The sequence below is a fragment of the Verrucomicrobiota bacterium genome (genome assembly GCA_039027815.1).
Classification (GTDB): Bacteria; Verrucomicrobiota; Verrucomicrobiia; order Verrucomicrobiales; family JBCCJK01; genus JBCCJK01.
Genome location: JBCCJK010000005.1, coordinates 36,275 through 51,590, shown reverse-complemented (window position 1 = coordinate 51,590; position 15,316 = coordinate 36,275). Strand labels below are relative to the sequence as shown.

Here is a 15,316-nt window from a genome sequence, read left to right as displayed (position 1 = left end):
TCAATCGTTTTCCTTGGTTTCTTCACTGGCCGCCGAAGAGCTGGCCTCTCCCGCCGGGTCTTCGGCCTCCGCCTCGGCCGGACCGGAGGAGACGATGACCGAAGCCGCGCGCAGCAGGCGGTCCCCCCGCAGCGTGAAGCCTCGTCGGATCACTTGGATGACTTGGCCCTCGGCGAACTCTTCGCTGGCCTGAGTGCTCATGGCTTCCTGCCGCCTGGGATCAAAGGCCGTTCCCGGGGCGACCTCCACCGGCTGGGCACCTTGGTCCTGAAGGAAATCCTCCATTTGCTTGGCCACCATTTCCATCCCTTTGAAAATGAGGGAATCCGCTGATTCGGAACGGGCGGCCTCCAAGCCCATCTGGAAGTTGTCCAGCACCGGCAAGAGGCTCTCGATGAGGCTGGAATTGGCATAGCGAACCGCTTCGGTTTTCTCCCGTGCCATCCGCTTCCGAAAGTTCTCCAGCTCGGCTTGGTTGCGCAGGGCGAGGTCCCGCCACTTCATGAGCTCTTCCTCGACCGTGGGCGGGGTCACCTCCTCGGTAGCCTCCTCGGCTGCGGTTTCGGGTTCCCCGGAGGCGTCTTCCGCCTCGGGCGGAGCGCCCTTTTCATCGGGTTCTTCGGTCTGGGGATCGGCTTTGGCGGAATCGGTCATGGTTCGTGGCTCGCTACGAGTGCGCCCGCCGCAGGGCGGCGGAGGGCGGGAGTATTGTCCCCATTTTCCCAGCAATCAAGATCCAGTCTGAAAGGGTCTTCGGAACGCTCAATCCAAGGACTCCCGCAAGAGGCTGACCACGTCTCGAAAGCGCCCCTTGTTTTCCTCATCCACCTCCCCGAGCGCCTCATGCGCCTCCAGCATATGGCGGGCCCGCTCCTCCTGGCAGGAGGCCTTCCGATCGGCCTCCTCCAGCGCATGACAGACCTGCTTCTGCTGGGCCGAGAAGTCTCCCACATCAGGACGGACCGGAAAAATCTGATCGAGGCCGAGCCCTTTCAAGAGCCGGAAATTGCGCTTGTCCGCATTCACCACCTGGAGGTCTCCCCGATTTTGTTCTCGCGCCCGGAGCGCCAAGCCCGTCAGGGTGCCCATGAAGGTGGAGTCCAGGCCGGTGCAAGCCTCCAGATCCACGATCACGAGCGACCCCTCGGCCTGGCTCTGGTCGATGTAGCTCTTCATGGCCGGACTGTTTTGGAAGCTCCCTTTGCCCACCACGCGAATCCAGAGGAAGCCCTCGAAAGAACCGGCGAGAATTTGGCCTTCGGCATTCATCGGTGTGGAACCCTCCTTCGGATCAGCCAGGAAGCGGTGACATCTCTATGGTATACCGAAGCACTCGCTGAGAACACTTCAATCGTGCCAGACGAAGGACTCTTCCTCCGCCAACTCGACCCCCTCTTGTCGCAGCGAAAGCCTCCACGAAGTGATTCTGCCTCGCTCGGCATACTCGGGCCCATTCACGGCGAACTCCGCTCGGTTGCGGGACTTGATTTCTCCGGCCGGAATCTCCAGCACCTGCCGATGAAGCTGTGAAGTCGTGCTCTCTTGGCGATACTCCAGCAGCAGGCTGACCGGGAGGCTTGGGTCGGCCACCTTCCAATCGACCCAGAAATAATGGCCTTGCCGGGCTCTTCGTTCGCTCCCGGAAAGGGCCCCATAAAGAAGGCGTTCTTTCTCGAAGTGCAGCATCTGATTCTCCCGCCGATAATCGATCTCCAAGTCCGAGAGATGGACCGGCTTCACTTGGAGATGATTGGCCGGTGGCGAGGTGCACCCGAGCCAAAGCGTTCCGAGGAGAGAGAGCCAAGCGAGTCTCATTATGGGAATCCTCTCCACTCGCGCGGCCCCCTCTCGCAAGCAGGAAATTTGCGTTTTCTTGCTTCCTCCGCGACACATTCGGCCTGCCGCTCTCCTCTCACCCATGCCCACACCCGACCCATCTTCCGAAAGAGCCAGCAAGGCCCATGAGCTTTGGGACCTCTCGCGACCATGCGGAACGCGCCCCTCCCGCCGCGCCGTTCACGAATTCTGTGACCAACTGCTGGAAGCGGTCTTTCAAGGGTATTTTGGGATGACCGCCGAAGAGCTGACCGAATGGATGTCCATTTTGTCCGAAGAACTCCCCAAGGCCTTCTGCGCTGCGGGGCACGAGCTGGGCGTCGCCTCCGAGAAAGCCAACCAGGTCCTGGCCGCGATGGACCGCCGCTTTCCCGAGCTGCGGCAAGCGCTCCAATGGGACGTCGAAGCAGCCTACGAGGGCGATCCCGCCGCTCCGAACCTGGCTGAAATCATCTTCGCTTACCCCGCCATCGAAACCATCGCCATCCAGCGCTTCGCGCACGTCCTCTACCAGGAAGGCGTCCCTCTCATCCCGCGCATTATGACCGAGTGGGCCCACAGCCGGACTGGTATCGACATTCATCCAGGAGCCACCATCGGGAAGCACTTTTTCATCGACCATGGCACGGGCGTGGTCATTGGCGAAACCACCGTCATCGGCGACTGGGTCAAGCTCTACCAAGGAGTGACCCTCGGCGCACTCAGCTTCAAAAAAGACACCGAGGGCCGCTTGGTCAAAGGCATCAAGCGTCACCCCAACGTGGAGGACGACGTCACCATCTACGCCAACGCCACCATCCTCGGCGGAGAGACCGTCATCGGCCGCGGCAGCACCATCGGAGCGAGCGTCTTCCTCATGGAAAGCGTGCCGCCCGACTCCATCGTGGCCATCGACCAAGAAGAAAGCCAACGCCAGTTCGTCAAGCGCAAGCGCTCCACCACGAGCTAGCCTCTCTACTTGGCAAACACCTTCTCGGCCGCCTGCTGGTCGTAGACCTCCATCTCCTCGGGCAGACTGCCTCCCGCTGCCCGAATCCCCGAAAGCGCTTGCGACTCCTTACCGGGTCCCATCTTGAGACGACGCTGCACGTAACGCACCGCCACCGGAGCGAGAGCCCCGACCCCGGCCAGGAGCAGGCCGGCCGCCACGCCGCGGGCGGTTTTCTTGGTAAGCGACGAACCCACCACCACGCCGAGGGCGCAGCTGAGGGTGGCAGGAGTCACCGTGTAGGCGACCAATTCGGAAGCATCGGGACGGGACGAGCGGGACAAATTCATCTGGTGAACACTATACGTGGGAGAAGGCAAAGAACCAGCGGGAAATCTTGAGGAAGACCTGCCACCAAGTGGCTCACCTGCCTGGCTAAAGGAGGGTCGAGAGACGGGGATTTTGCTTGGACAAGCTGGCCCCCGCAGTTTTTATGAGGCCCATGCCCAGCTCCGAAAACACCTATGCCCTCATCCTGGCGGGCGGAAGCGGGACTCGCTTCTGGCCCCTGAGCCGCGACGCCAGCCCCAAACAGCTCCTCCGGCTCTTCGGGGAGGAAACCCTCCTGGAGCAGACAATCCAACGCCTCGAAGGGCTGGTTCCCTTGGAAAACATCTTCATCCTAACCAATGCCCTGCAGGAGGCAGCCGTCCGCCAAATCGCCTCCCAGATCCCGGCCGAAAACATCGTGGCCGAGCCAGCCAAGCGGGACACGGCTCCGGCCATCGCCCTCGGGATCGGCCTGGTCGCGGCCCGCAACCCGCAGGCCACCATGATGGTGCTGCCCTCCGATCAGTTGATCCAAGACGTGGCTTCCTTTCAGACCGTCTTGGGCGATGCCCTCTCGATCGCAGAAGGCTCCGATTCTCTCGTCACCATTGGGATCAAGCCGACCTGGGCCTGCCCCAGCTACGGGTATGTCGAACGGGAAAAGCCGGCCGCCCTTTCCGGGATAGAACACAGCACACCGGCCTTTGAAGTGAAACGCTTCCGAGAAAAACCCGACCCGGCCCTGGCCGAGTCTTTCCTGGAACAGGGAAACTTCAGCTGGAACGCGGGGATGTTCATTTGGTCGGTCAAGAGCGTGGTGCACCAGCTCCGTCTTCACTCCAGTGAGCTGGCAGACTTTGTGGGAGAGATCCAACAAGCACAGGAGGTCCTCGCCACCATCGATCGCCAATTTGGCCAGCTCACACCCATCTCCATCGACTACGCCCTCATGGAAAAGGCGGACCACGTCCTGAATTTGGAAGCCACCTTCGACTGGGATGACGTCGGCTCCTGGCTCTCGGTCGGGAAATATCTCCCGGACCAGGACGGCAACGCCACCAATCAGCCGCTCAAACAAATCGACTCGGGCGACAACATCGTCTTCAACGCCGAGAGCCAAACCATCGCTCTCCTGGGAGTGCAGGACCTCATTGTGGTCAACACCGGCGATGCCGTGCTCGTGGCGCACAAGAGCAAGGCGGACGGCATCAAAAAAATCGTGGAGCAGCTCCCCCAAGAACTCCGCTGATCCGCCTCCCCTCCCGCCCTCCTGAATCCGGAAAAAGCCAACGTCCTAGGGATCGACCACGGGGAGGCCCGCCTGGGTCTCGCCATCACCGATGGCCTCGGACTGCTAGCTCATCCGCTCGAGACCATCCATCGCCGCTCGACCGATGCCATGGCTCGCATCCAAGAGATCGTGAGCGAGCGCTCCATCTCCATCATTGTCCTGGGGCTCCCCCTTCTGCGGGACGGCCAGGAGGGCCCCGCCGCAAAAAAGGTTCGAAGATTTGGGGAGGCCCTTCGTCGGAGGCTGAAAGGGATCGCCCTGCTCTACGTCGACGAAAGTTTCACCACTCTCGCGGCCTCGGAAAAGATGCGCTCCGCCGGAAAACGAAGTCACCAGCAAAATGAGCACATCGATCAAGCAGCCGCCGTTGAAATCCTCGAGGACTACCTCCAGCAGCCCTAGCCTGCCAGGGCAGCCCAGCGATTGGCTCGACCTGCTCACTCTCACCCCTTCCATGCCCGAAGACCTGCAACCCAACTCGCTTAGCCAACGGATCCGGCTGACGGTTGCCTACGATGGCCGCCCTTACCAAGGCTGGCAGAGCCAACCCTCCGGTCACACCATCCAAGACCACCTCGAACGCGCCCTGGAAGCCGTGGCCGGCCAGCGCCTGCGCGTGCACGCCTCGGGCCGGACGGACAGCGGCGTCCACGCGCTCGGCCAAACCATCCATTTCGACGCACCGAGTGACAGTCGCTTGCAACCAAAAAATTGGCTGGCCGCGCTCAACAGTCATCTTCCCCGCACCATTCGGATCATGGACGCCGAGCGACGTGGCCCCGATTTCCACGCCCGTTTCAGCGCGCAAGCCAAGACCTACCGCTACCGACTCTATGTAGGCCACGTGCTCCCGCCGCAGTTGGCCGGCATGGCCTGGCACCTGCGAGAGATGCCCGAGCTCTCGACCCTTCTGGCCACGAGCGATCTTCTTTTGGGCCGACATGACTTCTCCGCCTTCGCGGCCAACCGAAGCGATGGCAGTGACGCCGCCCATGGCAGCGGCCAGAATGAACGAACCATCAGTTCAGCCCGTTGGCTCATCGGCGATGAGGGGCTCTTTTTCGACATCACGGGGGATGGCTTTCTCTACCGCATGGTCCGGCTCATCGTCGGCGCCCTGCTCCGCACGGCCGAGGGCCAAATGGACGTGGCCGAATTTGGAGCTCTACTAGATCAACCTCGAGATAGGCCCCTCAAAAAGAGTCCTTTCTGCGCCCCGGCCGACGGTCTCACACTCCTGCGGGTGACCTACTGAGCGACTCCGTCGGAGCCGCCAAGCGCCCGTCCTTCATGCGGATTTCGCGCTCCGCCCGCTCCGCAATATCCCGGCTGTGAGTCACGAAAACCACCGTCAGGTCCCCGGCCGCGTGCAGCTCCTGAAAAAGAGCCAGGACCCGCTCGGCATTGTCGCTATCCAAATTGCCAGTCGGCTCGTCCGCCAAAAGCAACCGCGGCTCGTGCACCAAGGCTCGGGCCACGGCCGCCCGCTGGATCTCGCCCCCACTCAGTTGATGCAGGCGGTGGCGGCGCCGCTCGCTCAGCCCCACTCTCTCCAAAACGGCCTCCGCCTTCCGGTCGCTCTGACCGGCGGAGACCCCGGCTAATCGTAGCGGCAGCCCCACATTCTCGGTCACACTCATCCCTGGGAGCAGATTGAAAAACTGGAAAATGAACCCCACCCGCTCGCGGCGAAAGCGCGTCAGCTCCTTTTCAGAAGCCTTGTGCAAAGGCACCCCATCCACCACCAATTCGCCATCACTCGCGGTGTCCAAGCCTCCTAAAAGGTGCATCAAAGTGCTTTTCCCACTGCCACTGGCACCGCGAACCGCCACGAAAGCCCCGCGCTGGATTTCGAGGGAAACGTGATCGAGTGCCGTCAAGGGTTGTTCCCCTGGAGCGCTGCGGTAACGGCGTGTGAGCTTGCGGGCTTGGATCACGTCATCGATATACGCCCGTGCCTCGCGAATTGTCTTCCACTGGCAAATTCTTCGATCCCGACTTCCAAGTGATCGAAGAAAGCTCCCAGTGGATGGCGGTCGCCAAGCCACCCCACCTGCAAGTTCACCCCAGCAAACCGGGCGATCCCCCCACACTCTGGGACGGCTTGCAGGAACTGCTCGTCTACGATCTCGCCAACGGCGGGCAAATCTCCCTCATCAACCGACTGGACCGGGAAACGAGCGGCGTGGTCCTGGTCGCGAAAACCCGCCAGGCAGCCCGCGAACTCGCCCTCGCGATGGAGCGCCGTGAATTCCAAAAACACTACCTCGCCCTCGTCCACGGCTGGCCCACCTGGGAAGAGCATTGCCACCGAGGGCCGCTCCGTCCCCAGCATGAAGTGGGACCTTTCCAAATCTACGTGAAGCAAGTCGTCGCGCCGGGAGGGAGAGCTTGTCAGACTACCTTTCGGGTCCTCGAGCGCTGGAACTCCCCCATCGGACCGCTGGCCGCCATCCAGGCCCTCCCCGAGACCGGCCGGATGCATCAGATCCGGGTCCACTTGAGCGACTTGGGGCATCCGCTGCTGGGAGACAAAATCTATGGTCCAGATGAAACCTGCTACCTGGACTTCATTGAAAAGGGGTGGACCAGCGACTTGGCCAAGCGGCTTCATCACCCTCGCCATGCCCTCCACGCCTGGCGACTTCATTGGAGGAAGCACCGCTGGGAGGCCCTCTGGCCCAAGGATTTGGAAAGATGGTGGCAGCCGGAACGATTGCCCGATTGCTCTCTTGACGGGCAATCGGCCGCTCCCTAAACTTGGCCGCTTTCCGGCTCTCCCCCCATGAACATTCACGAGTATCAAGCCAAAGAACTCTTCGAGAAATTCGGCGTTCCCTCCCCTAACGGACAAGTGGCCCACCACCCCGAGGAAGCCCAAAAAGCCGCCTCCGCCCTCGGCACGAGCGATCTCGTGGTCAAGGCCCAAGTCCACGCCGGAGGACGGGGAAAAGGCACCTTCAAGAACGGTTTCCAAGGCGGGGTTCACCTAGTCGATTCCGCCGAAAAGGCGGCCGAAATCGCCGGGAAGATGCTGGGCGAAACCCTCGTCACCCACCAAACCGGAGAGGAAGGCCGTTTGGTCAATCAGGTCATGGTGGCGGAGTCGGTCGAGATCGCTCACGAATACTACCTCGCCATCCTCATGGACCGCGAAACCCGAAGCCCCATGATCGTGGCCTCGACCGAAGGCGGGGTGAACATCGAAGAGGTGGCCGAAACGACCCCGGAGAAAATCATTCATCAGTCGGTCCACCCCCTGCTCGGGCTGCAAGCCTACGAGATCCGCAAGATCGCGGCCGCCCTCCGCTTCGGGAAAGAAGAGGGCAAGCAATTCGCCAAGCTGCTCAAAAATCTCTTCCGGCTCTTTTTGGAATGCGATTGCTCCATGGTGGAAATCAACCCCCTCGTCCGCACGCCCGATGGCCGCATCCTCGCTCTCGATGCCAAGTTCGACTTCGATGACAACGCGCTCTACCGCCATCCCGAAATCGCCGCCCTGCGGGACCCCAGTGAGGAAGACCCCCGCGAGGTGGAAGCTTCCAAGTATGACCTGAACTACATCGGTCTCGACGGCAGCATCGCCTGCCTCGTCAATGGCGCCGGCCTCGCCATGGCCACCATGGACATCATCAAATTCCACGGAGGCAACCCAGCCAACTTCCTCGACGTCGGCGGAGGCGCCAGCCAGGAACAAGTCGAAAACGCCTTCAAAATCATCCTGGCGGACCCCAAAGTGAAAGGCATCCTCATCAACATCTTCGGCGGCATCATGGACTGCAATGTCATCGCCGAAGGCGTGGTCGCGGCCGCCCAAGAAGTCGATCTCCGCATCCCCTTGGTCGTCCGTCTCGAGGGCAACAACGTCGAAAAGGGGAAAGAAACGCTCGCCGAGAGTGGCGTGGCCCTCATCACCGCGAGCGACCTCACGGACGCCGCCAAAAAAATTGTGGCCGCCGTTTCTCCCTAGCGCCCCCCTCCCCGGCCCCCTTCTTTTTCCCATGTCCATTTTAGTCAACGAATCCACTCGCGTCCTCGTGCAGGGCATCACCGGCAGCTTTGGCGGTCGCCACGCCAAGCTTAGTCTCGACTACGGCACCCAAGTGGTGGCTGGGGTCACCCCGGGCAAGGGCGGCCAGCTCTTCGAGGACCAAGTCCCCATCTTCGACACCGTCTGTGAAGCGGCCGCCGAAACCGGGGCCACCGTCTCCGCCATCTTCGTCCCCCCGCCCTTCGCGGCCGACGCCATTCTGGAATCGGTGGATGCAGGGCTCGACCTCGTGATCGCGATCACAGAAGGCATTCCGGTGGTCGATATGATGAAAGTGCGCGAGGCCATGAAAGGCACCCCCACTCGCCTGATTGGCCCGAACTGCCCAGGGCTCGTGACGCCCGGCACCGGCCCGCAATCTCACGGTGGCTGCCGCATCGGGATCGCCCCCGGCTACATTCACAAGCGAGGCTCCATCGGCGTCGTTTCGCGCTCCGGCACCTTGACCTATGAAGCCGTCTTCCAACTGACCCAGCTCGGCTACGGCCAGAGCACCTGCGTCGGCATCGGAGGCGACCCCATCAATGGCACCTCCCATCAAGAAGTGCTCGCCATGTTCGAAGCCGATCCCGAGACCGAGGCTGTCATCATGATTGGAGAAATCGGCGGCAGCGCCGAAGAAGAGGCGGCCGCTTGGTATCGCGAACACGGCAGCAAACCTGTGGCGGCCTTCATCGCCGGCGCGACCGCCCCCCCCGGCCGCCGCATGGGCCACGCCGGGGCCATCATCTCGGGAGGCCAAGGCACCGCGGAAGCCAAGAAAGCCGCACTCGCCGAAGCTGGCATAGCGGTTGCAGAGAGTCCCGCTGACATGGCCTCCACCCTCGTCTCCCTTTTGTCCTCCTAAGTCATCCCCGCTCCTATTCGAGCCACCCCCATTCACTCATGTCCGCCACCCCCACCATCGCCCGCGGCCTCGAAGGCATCATCGCAGCTGAAACCCGCATCGGAGAAGTCATCGGCCAAGACGGCAAACTCATCTACTCCGGCTTCAACATCAATGACTTAGCCGGTCGCGTCTGTTACGAGGAAGTCATCTACCTGCTCTGGCACAATCGCCTCCCCGGAAAAAGCGAATTGGAACAACTCAAGACCGCCCTGGCCGCCGAACGGGAACTGCCCCAGTTCGTCATCGATTTCCTGCACAGCGCCCCCAAGTCGGCCAAGCCGATCGACGTCATGCGGACCGCCATCAGCATGTTGGGCTGTGTCGACACCGTCCGCCCCTTGCTCGACACCCCGGAAAACCAGCAAATCGCCATCAAATTGGTCGCGCAGATCGGAGTCATCGCGGCTTACTTCCACCGCGCGCGCCAACGGCTGGACTTACCCCCCGTTCGCAAAGACCTAGGCGAAGCAGCGCACTTCCTCTATCTCATGACCGGGGAGGAACCGGGTCCAGAAGCCGTCAAGACGCTGGATTTGGCCTACGTTCTCCATGCGGAACACGGCTTCAACGCATCCACCTTCACGGCCCGCGTGGTGGCCTCCACTTTGAGCGATGTCTACTCTGCCGTCTCCGCTGCCATCGGTGCCCTGAAAGGCCCTCTCCATGGCGGGGCCAACGAAGGCGTCATCAAAATGCTCCAGGAAATCGGTGAGCTGGAGCACGTCGATGGCTATGTCGAAGATGCCCTCGCGCAGAAAAAGAAAATCATGGGTATCGGTCACCGGGTCTACAAAGTGCTCGACCCGCGCGCGCCTCACCTCAAGGAAATGGCCGTCCGCCTCTCGAATGAACTGGGAGAGGCCAAATGGATCAAAATGTCCGAGCGGATCGCTGAACTCATGAAAGACCGCAAAGGCCTGAACGCCAACGTCGACTTCTACAGCGCCACCGTCTACTACAGCCTGGGCATCCCGACCGACCTCTTCACCCCGCTCTTCGCCATCGCGCGCATGTCTGGCTGGACCGCGCATGTGCTGGAGCAGTACGCGGATAACAAACTCTTTCGCCCGCTCAGCAAATACTCCGGTCGCTGGCCCGAAGAAACCACCTTCAAGGCCTTGGAAGACCGCTCCAGCTAGCCCAGGGAGTCGGCCGAAGCCCTCATGAAGCGCGGAATCGCCTCCAGCCCCTTCGGACCCCTCCTGCTGGCCGGAACCGAAGAGTCTCTCTCAGTCGTCTTTTTTGCGATGGCCACCCAAACCGAGCGGCTGGACCAACTCTACCCCGAGGCAAGCTGGCAAAAGGACGACTGCTGGGCAGAAAAGATGGCCGCCAAAATTCTCCGCGGCCCCTCCCTCCCCCTTCGCTTGGAACCCTTGGGCACCGCCTTCCAAAAGAAGGTTTGGACCGCCCTGCAAACGATTCCCAGTGGCAGCACTCGGAGCTACAGCCAAATCGCCCGCCAAATAGGCCAGCCTGGCAGCGCGCGCGCTGTCGGCCAAGCGGTGGGAGCCAACCCACTCGCCCTCGTGATCCCCTGCCACCGGGTGCTTCCGAGCTCGGGCGGTCTGGGAGGCTATCGCTGGGGAGTCGAGCGGAAACGAGCCCTTCTGGCCTGGGAAAGCAGAGACCGGCGGCGCGTCGGATCCCCCACCCCCGCGCCTCCTTCGAGCCAGCAGCAAAATGAGGGGGGCGGAGGCGTAATACCAAGCTGCCGGATAAAGTGGTAGAACGGCCGCGTGAATTTCGGGTCAGACCAAGGCACGACGAGGGCGTGGTGCCGGCACCACAACCGAGGAGCAACGCCGGACTGACCCGAAAGGCACCGGCCCTCCCTCCTCTGCGCGTCAGCGCCTTTCCTAAACCCCTTCTACACTATCGTTCTACCTGTTTATCCGGTCGGTTGGTATTATGCTAGTCGATGCGCATTCGGGAAAGGATTGACCAATGGTTCGCCCAGCAAGGCTGGCAGCCCTTTGACTTTCAAAAAGACCTTTGGCAAGCCTACGCCGCAGGAGAAAGCGGTCTTCTTCACGCGCCCACCGGCCAAGGGAAAACCCTGGCTGCCTTCCTGGCTCCCCTTCTGGCCCACACGCCCTCCGGGCCAGCGCCTTCGGTCGCGCCTCTCACCATTCTTTGGCTGACACCGCTGCGCGCCCTCGCGAGCGATACCGCCCAGAGCTTGGAGCGACCTCTCCTCGACCTCGACCTTCCCTGGACCGTGGCCACCCGCACCGGGGACACCTCCGCCACCCAGCGCAAAAAGCTCAAGCAACGCTTGCCTAGCTGCTTGGTCACGACCCCGGAATCCTTGGCGCTCTTTTTGACTTACCCTGAAACCCGGCAGCGCTTTCGGCATCTGCGCTGTGTCATCGTCGATGAATGGCATGAACTCATGGGCACCAAACGGGGCGTGCAAACGGAGCTCAACCTGGCGCGGCTTCGCGCTTGGCTGCCCGAGCTGAGAACCTGGGGATTGTCCGCCACGCTGGGAAACTTGGACGAAGCCCGCGAGGCTCTCCTCGGAAGCGAGCTCGCCCAGCGGGCCCGCACCCTCCAAGGACGGGCTTTCAAAAAGATCGAAATCGAAACCCTCCTCCCAGAGGAAATCGAGCGCTTCCCCTGGTCCGGGCACTTGGGCATCCGCATGCTGCCCCAGGTCGTGAAACGACTCCATGCCGCTCACTCCACCCTTCTCTTCACCAACACCCGCAGCCAAAGTGAAATCTGGTTCCAAGCCCTCCTCGACTTCCAGCCGGAACTGGCCGGCCGCATAGCTCTCCATCACGGCTCCATTGATCGCAAGGCTCGCCAGCTAGCCGAAGAAGGCCTCAAGCAAGGAGACCTCCTGGCGGTGGTCTGCACCTCGTCCCTCGACCTCGGGGTGGACTTCTCCCCCGTGGATCAAGTGGTGCAAATTGGCTCTCCCAAGGGCATCGCACGGCTCCTCCAGCGGGCGGGTCGCTCGGGCCATGCGCCCGGCCAAGTGAGCCGGATTCTCGGCGTGCCTACGAATGCCTTTGAGCTGGTGGAATTCGCTGCCGCGCGGGACTCCCTCGAAATCGGCCAAGTGGAACCTCGCACCCCCTTGCGAAACAGCCTGGATGTCCTGGTGCAACACCTGGTCACCTGCGCTCTCGGAGGGGGCTTCGAGCCCGCCGCCATGCAGAAAGAAGTCCTCTCCAGCCACGCCTTCGCCGAGCTGAGCGAGGCGGACTGGGAATGGGCGCTGCGCTTTGTCACCACCGGTGGGCGCGCCCTCGGCGCCTACCCGCACTACCGCAAGGTCGTGGAGCTAGAGGGACTCCACCGGGTCACCGACCGGCAGCTGGCCCAGACCCACCGCATGACCATCGGCACCATCACGAGTGATACCGCCATCTCGGTCCGCTACGCCAACGGGCAGCGGCTGGGCACGGTCGAAGAATGGTTCATCAGTGGCATCAAGCCCGGAGGCCAATTCGCCTTCTCTGGCAAGCGCTTGGAACTGGTGCGTTTTCGAGACTTGGTGGCGACCGTCAAACCAGCCAGCCAACCCAAAAAGGGCCAGATCCCCTCTTGGCAAGGCGGGAAAGCCCCCCTCTCGAGTGAACTGGCCTTGGCCGTGGCCGAGCGCTTGGCGCAGCCCGCCTCTCCCGACGACCCCATTGAGCTGAGCAAGGTCCGCCCCATCCTCGATCTCCAGCAGAGTTGGTCCCACCTCCCCTCGCGCGAACGCCTCCTCATCGAACTGACCGAAACCCGGGAGGGACAACACGCCTTTCTCTATCCCTTCGCGGGCCGCCTGGCCCACGAAGGCTTGGGCAACCTGGTGGCCTTCCGTCTCGCCCGCGAAAACCCCGCCTCCATTAGCATCTCAGTGAACGACTACGGCTTCGAGCTACGGGCACGTCAGGGTCTCTTTCTCGATCGAGAAAGTTGGCGGCAAGCGCTTGTTCCGGCAAATCTATTGGATGACTTGCTGGCCTGCCTCAACACCGCCGAACTGGCCAAACACCACTTCCGGGAAATCTCCCGCGTGGCCGGTCTCGTGCTCCAAGGCTTCCCGGGCCAACCCAAAAGCAATCGCTCTCTCCAAGCCAGCAGCGGCCTTCTCTATGAGGTCTTCGCCCAGTATGATCCGGAAAACCGCCTCCTAGGCCAAGCCCGTCGGGAAATCCTCGAACGCCAGCTCGATCTCACGCGACTCAAAGCCACCCTCGAGCGGCTGGAAACCATTGAAATCGACCTCCTCTACTGTCCCCGCCTGACCCCCTTGGCCTTCCCCCTCTGGGCCCAGCAGCTCCACACCCACCTCAGCACCGAAGACGCCACCACCCGACTGGAAAACATGCTGGCCGACCTCACCCAGGAAGCCAGCCGCGGAAAAGTCGAATCTCCAGAAGTGCTCTCCTGATCTTCTCCCCGAGGCGAAACCCTCTCCCCTCTTAGGAATTGACCAAATGAACAGTTGTTCTAAACTCTCCCCTCATGAAGGTAGCACGCATCCGGGACCTCCCCGAGCAGGAGCAACCCCGGGAAAAGCTCGCGGCTCGCGGTCCCCACGCCTTGGGGGATGCGGAGTTATTGGCCATTCTTTTGCGCACCGGCACCGTCCAGCGGGATGTGGTGGCGCTCTCCCGCTTTCTCCTGAGCGAGTTTGGTGGGCTCGATGGGATCGCCCGGGCCGAGTTCCAGGAACTCGCCAACGTCTCCGGCTTGGGTCGGGCCAAGGTCTGCCAGTTGAAAGCCGCGCTCGAGCTGGCTGTCCGCCTGGCTCGGGAGCGGCTCCGGGAAGAACCTCTTAATCACCCCAAGGCCGTCTATCGTTACCTCGGCTTGGAGCTTCAGCAGTTGCCGGTGGAATCGCTCCGCGTCATCCTCCTGGACGTGCGGCTTTGTCCCCAGCGAGCCATCGAAATCACCCGCGGCTCCGTGAATGAGAGCATCGCCCATCCGCGGGAGATTCTTCGCCCTGTCATCGCCCATTCCGGCTACGGTTTTGTTCTCGTCCACAATCATCCCTCGGGCGATCCCACGCCCAGCCAGGCGGATCGCGCCGTGACCAAACGAGTGGCAGAAGCGGCCGAGCTCATGCAAGTCCGCTTCTTGGACCACCTCATCATTGGCTTGCCTTCGCCCGGCCGCGAGCCTTACTACAGCTTCCAAGAAGAAGGCCTGTTATGAGTCACATTCACCCCACTGCCCTGGTCGATCCCACTGCCGAACTGGGTCAGGACGTGGAAGTGGGTCCCTTTGCCCTGGTCGGGGCCGGGGTGCGGATTGGCGAGGGGACTCGGATCGGCCCACGGGCTACCATTTTGGGGGACACGCACCTGGGAGAAAACAACACCGTCGGCGTGGGGGCCGTCCTGGGAGAGCCTCCCCAGGACTTGAGCTTCGATCCCAGCCAGCCCAGCTCCCTCACCATCGGAAAGGGCAATACCTTTCGCGAATACGTCACCATCCATCGCAGCGCTTCCACGGAGGGAGTCACCTCGCTGGGGGATGACAATTTTCTCATGGCCAACGCGCACGTCGGGCATGACTGCCATCTAGGAAACGGCAACATCCTGGCCAACGCCGTGCTCCTGGGAGGGCATGTCACGGTGGCCGATCACTGTTTCTTCGGAGGCGGAGCCGTCTTCCACCAGCAAATCCGCATCGGCTCTTTCGTCATGGCCCAAGGCATGGCGGGCCACTCCCAAGACGTCCCTCCCTACCTCATGACCGCCGGGGTCAATCAGGTGGCGGGGATCAACGTGGTGGGCTTGCGGCGAGGCGGTTTTTCGGCGGCCGAGCGGAAGGAAATCAAGGAGCTCTTCCGGCTCCTCTACCGCAGGGGATTGAACTTTCCCCAAGCCCAGGCGGCCATCGCCGAGGGCACCTGGGGGGAGGCGGCGGAGGCCTTCGTCCAGTTCCTTCAGGCAGACTCCAAAAAAGGAGTGCTCACTCGATTGGCCGCTGATTGAGGATCTCGCTCGTCCCGGCCTTGTCATCCTCGGAGGGGCA

General features: G+C 62.1%; 17 protein-coding genes. 12 read left to right on the top strand and 5 right to left on the bottom strand.

Annotated features, from left to right (window positions below):
• From AAF555_02840 to AAF555_02830, 3 genes are all read right to left on the bottom strand, one after another.
• The gene (locus tag AAF555_02840) at positions 1-654 is read right to left on the bottom strand and encodes a nucleotide exchange factor GrpE (GenBank protein MEM6910496.1); all 654 of its coding nucleotides are present in this window, start codon (positions 652-654) and stop codon (positions 1-3) included.
• Positions 655-762: 108 nt separating this feature from the next.
• Positions 763-1,269, bottom strand: coding sequence for an STAS domain-containing protein (locus AAF555_02835; protein ID MEM6910495.1), 507 nt, complete (start codon positions 1,267-1,269; stop codon positions 763-765).
• A 78-nt stretch (positions 1,270-1,347) separates the two neighbouring features.
• Positions 1,348-1,815 (bottom strand): hypothetical protein, encoded by a 468-nt coding sequence (locus tag AAF555_02830; GenBank protein ID MEM6910494.1) that lies wholly within the window; start codon positions 1,813-1,815, stop codon positions 1,348-1,350.
• A gap of 103 nt (positions 1,816-1,918) precedes the next feature.
• On the opposite strand from AAF555_02830, the gene epsC reads away from it, so the two are divergent.
• Entirely contained in the window at positions 1,919-2,785 is an 867-nt protein-coding gene (gene epsC, locus AAF555_02825; protein MEM6910493.1) for a serine O-acetyltransferase EpsC, read from the top strand.
• Positions 2,786-2,790: 5 nt separating this feature from the next.
• On the opposite strand, the gene AAF555_02820 is transcribed toward epsC, so the two are convergent.
• On the bottom strand, positions 2,791-3,114 hold the full coding sequence (locus AAF555_02820) for a hypothetical protein (GenBank protein MEM6910492.1): 324 nt from the start codon (positions 3,112-3,114) through the stop codon (positions 2,791-2,793).
• A 152-nt stretch (positions 3,115-3,266) separates the two neighbouring features.
• Here AAF555_02820 and AAF555_02815 point away from each other — a divergent pair, with 152 nt between their 5' ends.
• The 3 genes from AAF555_02815 to truA are packed head-to-tail and all read left to right on the top strand — an operon-like array spanning position 3,267 to position 5,640.
• The gene (locus AAF555_02815; GenBank protein ID MEM6910491.1) at positions 3,267-4,343 is read left to right on the top strand and encodes a mannose-1-phosphate guanylyltransferase; all 1,077 of its coding nucleotides are present in this window, start codon (positions 3,267-3,269) and stop codon (positions 4,341-4,343) included.
• Positions 4,344-4,364: 21 nt separating this feature from the next.
• Positions 4,365-4,787, top strand: coding sequence for a Holliday junction resolvase RuvX (gene ruvX, locus AAF555_02810; protein MEM6910490.1), 423 nt, complete (start codon positions 4,365-4,367; stop codon positions 4,785-4,787).
• A gap of 52 nt (positions 4,788-4,839) precedes the next feature.
• Complete coding sequence (gene truA, locus AAF555_02805) at positions 4,840-5,640, top strand: tRNA pseudouridine(38-40) synthase TruA (protein MEM6910489.1); 801 nt, start codon at positions 4,840-4,842, stop codon at positions 5,638-5,640.
• Here truA and AAF555_02800 read toward each other — a convergent pair.
• Positions 5,615-6,322, bottom strand: a complete 708-nt coding sequence (locus AAF555_02800) for an ABC transporter ATP-binding protein (protein MEM6910488.1) — start codon at positions 6,320-6,322, stop codon at positions 5,615-5,617. The genes truA and AAF555_02800 overlap by 26 nt on opposite strands.
• A gap of 17 nt (positions 6,323-6,339) precedes the next feature.
• Here AAF555_02800 and AAF555_02795 point away from each other — a divergent pair, with 17 nt between their 5' ends.
• The 8 genes from AAF555_02795 (at position 6,340) to lpxA (ending at position 15,276) form a co-directional block, all read left to right on the top strand.
• Positions 6,340-7,143, top strand: coding sequence for an RNA pseudouridine synthase (locus AAF555_02795; GenBank protein MEM6910487.1), 804 nt, complete (start codon positions 6,340-6,342; stop codon positions 7,141-7,143).
• A gap of 27 nt (positions 7,144-7,170) precedes the next feature.
• Complete coding sequence (sucC, locus tag AAF555_02790) at positions 7,171-8,355, top strand: ADP-forming succinate--CoA ligase subunit beta (protein ID MEM6910486.1); 1,185 nt, start codon at positions 7,171-7,173, stop codon at positions 8,353-8,355.
• Between the two features lie 31 nt (positions 8,356-8,386).
• Complete coding sequence (sucD, locus tag AAF555_02785) at positions 8,387-9,283, top strand: succinate--CoA ligase subunit alpha (GenBank protein MEM6910485.1); 897 nt, start codon at positions 8,387-8,389, stop codon at positions 9,281-9,283.
• A gap of 38 nt (positions 9,284-9,321) precedes the next feature.
• Positions 9,322-10,464 (top strand): citrate synthase, encoded by a 1,143-nt coding sequence (locus AAF555_02780; protein ID MEM6910484.1) that lies wholly within the window; start codon positions 9,322-9,324, stop codon positions 10,462-10,464.
• 24 nt (positions 10,465-10,488) lie between these two features.
• Entirely contained in the window at positions 10,489-11,055 is a 567-nt protein-coding gene (locus AAF555_02775; protein MEM6910483.1) for a methylated-DNA--[protein]-cysteine S-methyltransferase, read from the top strand.
• A gap of 191 nt (positions 11,056-11,246) precedes the next feature.
• Positions 11,247-13,721, top strand: a complete 2,475-nt coding sequence (locus tag AAF555_02770) for a ligase-associated DNA damage response DEXH box helicase (protein MEM6910482.1) — start codon at positions 11,247-11,249, stop codon at positions 13,719-13,721.
• 74 nt (positions 13,722-13,795) lie between these two features.
• Complete coding sequence (gene radC, locus AAF555_02765; GenBank protein MEM6910481.1) at positions 13,796-14,491, top strand: DNA repair protein RadC; 696 nt, start codon at positions 13,796-13,798, stop codon at positions 14,489-14,491.
• Positions 14,488-15,276, top strand: coding sequence for an acyl-ACP--UDP-N-acetylglucosamine O-acyltransferase (lpxA, locus tag AAF555_02760; protein MEM6910480.1), 789 nt, complete (start codon positions 14,488-14,490; stop codon positions 15,274-15,276). Before radC ends, lpxA begins: the two co-directional genes overlap by 4 nt.
• Positions 15,277-15,316: the final 40 nt, after the last annotated feature.

Coding starts and splice junctions, on each gene's coding strand:
- AAF555_02840 (MEM6910496.1), bottom strand. CDS start 654: ATGACCGATTCCGCCAAAGCCGATCCCCAGACCGAAGAACCCGATGAA.
- AAF555_02835 (MEM6910495.1), bottom strand. CDS start 1,269: ATGAATGCCGAAGGCCAAATTCTCGCCGGTTCTTTCGAGGGCTTCCTC.
- AAF555_02830 (MEM6910494.1), bottom strand. CDS start 1,815: ATGAGACTCGCTTGGCTCTCTCTCCTCGGAACGCTTTGGCTCGGGTGC.
- epsC (MEM6910493.1), top strand. CDS start 1,919: ATGCCCACACCCGACCCATCTTCCGAAAGAGCCAGCAAGGCCCATGAG.
- AAF555_02820 (MEM6910492.1), bottom strand. CDS start 3,114: ATGAATTTGTCCCGCTCGTCCCGTCCCGATGCTTCCGAATTGGTCGCC.
- AAF555_02815 (MEM6910491.1), top strand. CDS start 3,267: ATGCCCAGCTCCGAAAACACCTATGCCCTCATCCTGGCGGGCGGAAGC.
- truA (MEM6910489.1), top strand. CDS start 4,840: ATGCCCGAAGACCTGCAACCCAACTCGCTTAGCCAACGGATCCGGCTG.
- sucC (MEM6910486.1), top strand. CDS start 7,171: ATGAACATTCACGAGTATCAAGCCAAAGAACTCTTCGAGAAATTCGGC.
- sucD (MEM6910485.1), top strand. CDS start 8,387: ATGTCCATTTTAGTCAACGAATCCACTCGCGTCCTCGTGCAGGGCATC.
- AAF555_02780 (MEM6910484.1), top strand. CDS start 9,322: ATGTCCGCCACCCCCACCATCGCCCGCGGCCTCGAAGGCATCATCGCA.
- AAF555_02775 (MEM6910483.1), top strand. CDS start 10,489: ATGAAGCGCGGAATCGCCTCCAGCCCCTTCGGACCCCTCCTGCTGGCC.
- AAF555_02770 (MEM6910482.1), top strand. CDS start 11,247: ATGCGCATTCGGGAAAGGATTGACCAATGGTTCGCCCAGCAAGGCTGG.
- radC (MEM6910481.1), top strand. CDS start 13,796: ATGAAGGTAGCACGCATCCGGGACCTCCCCGAGCAGGAGCAACCCCGG.
- lpxA (MEM6910480.1), top strand. CDS start 14,488: ATGAGTCACATTCACCCCACTGCCCTGGTCGATCCCACTGCCGAACTG.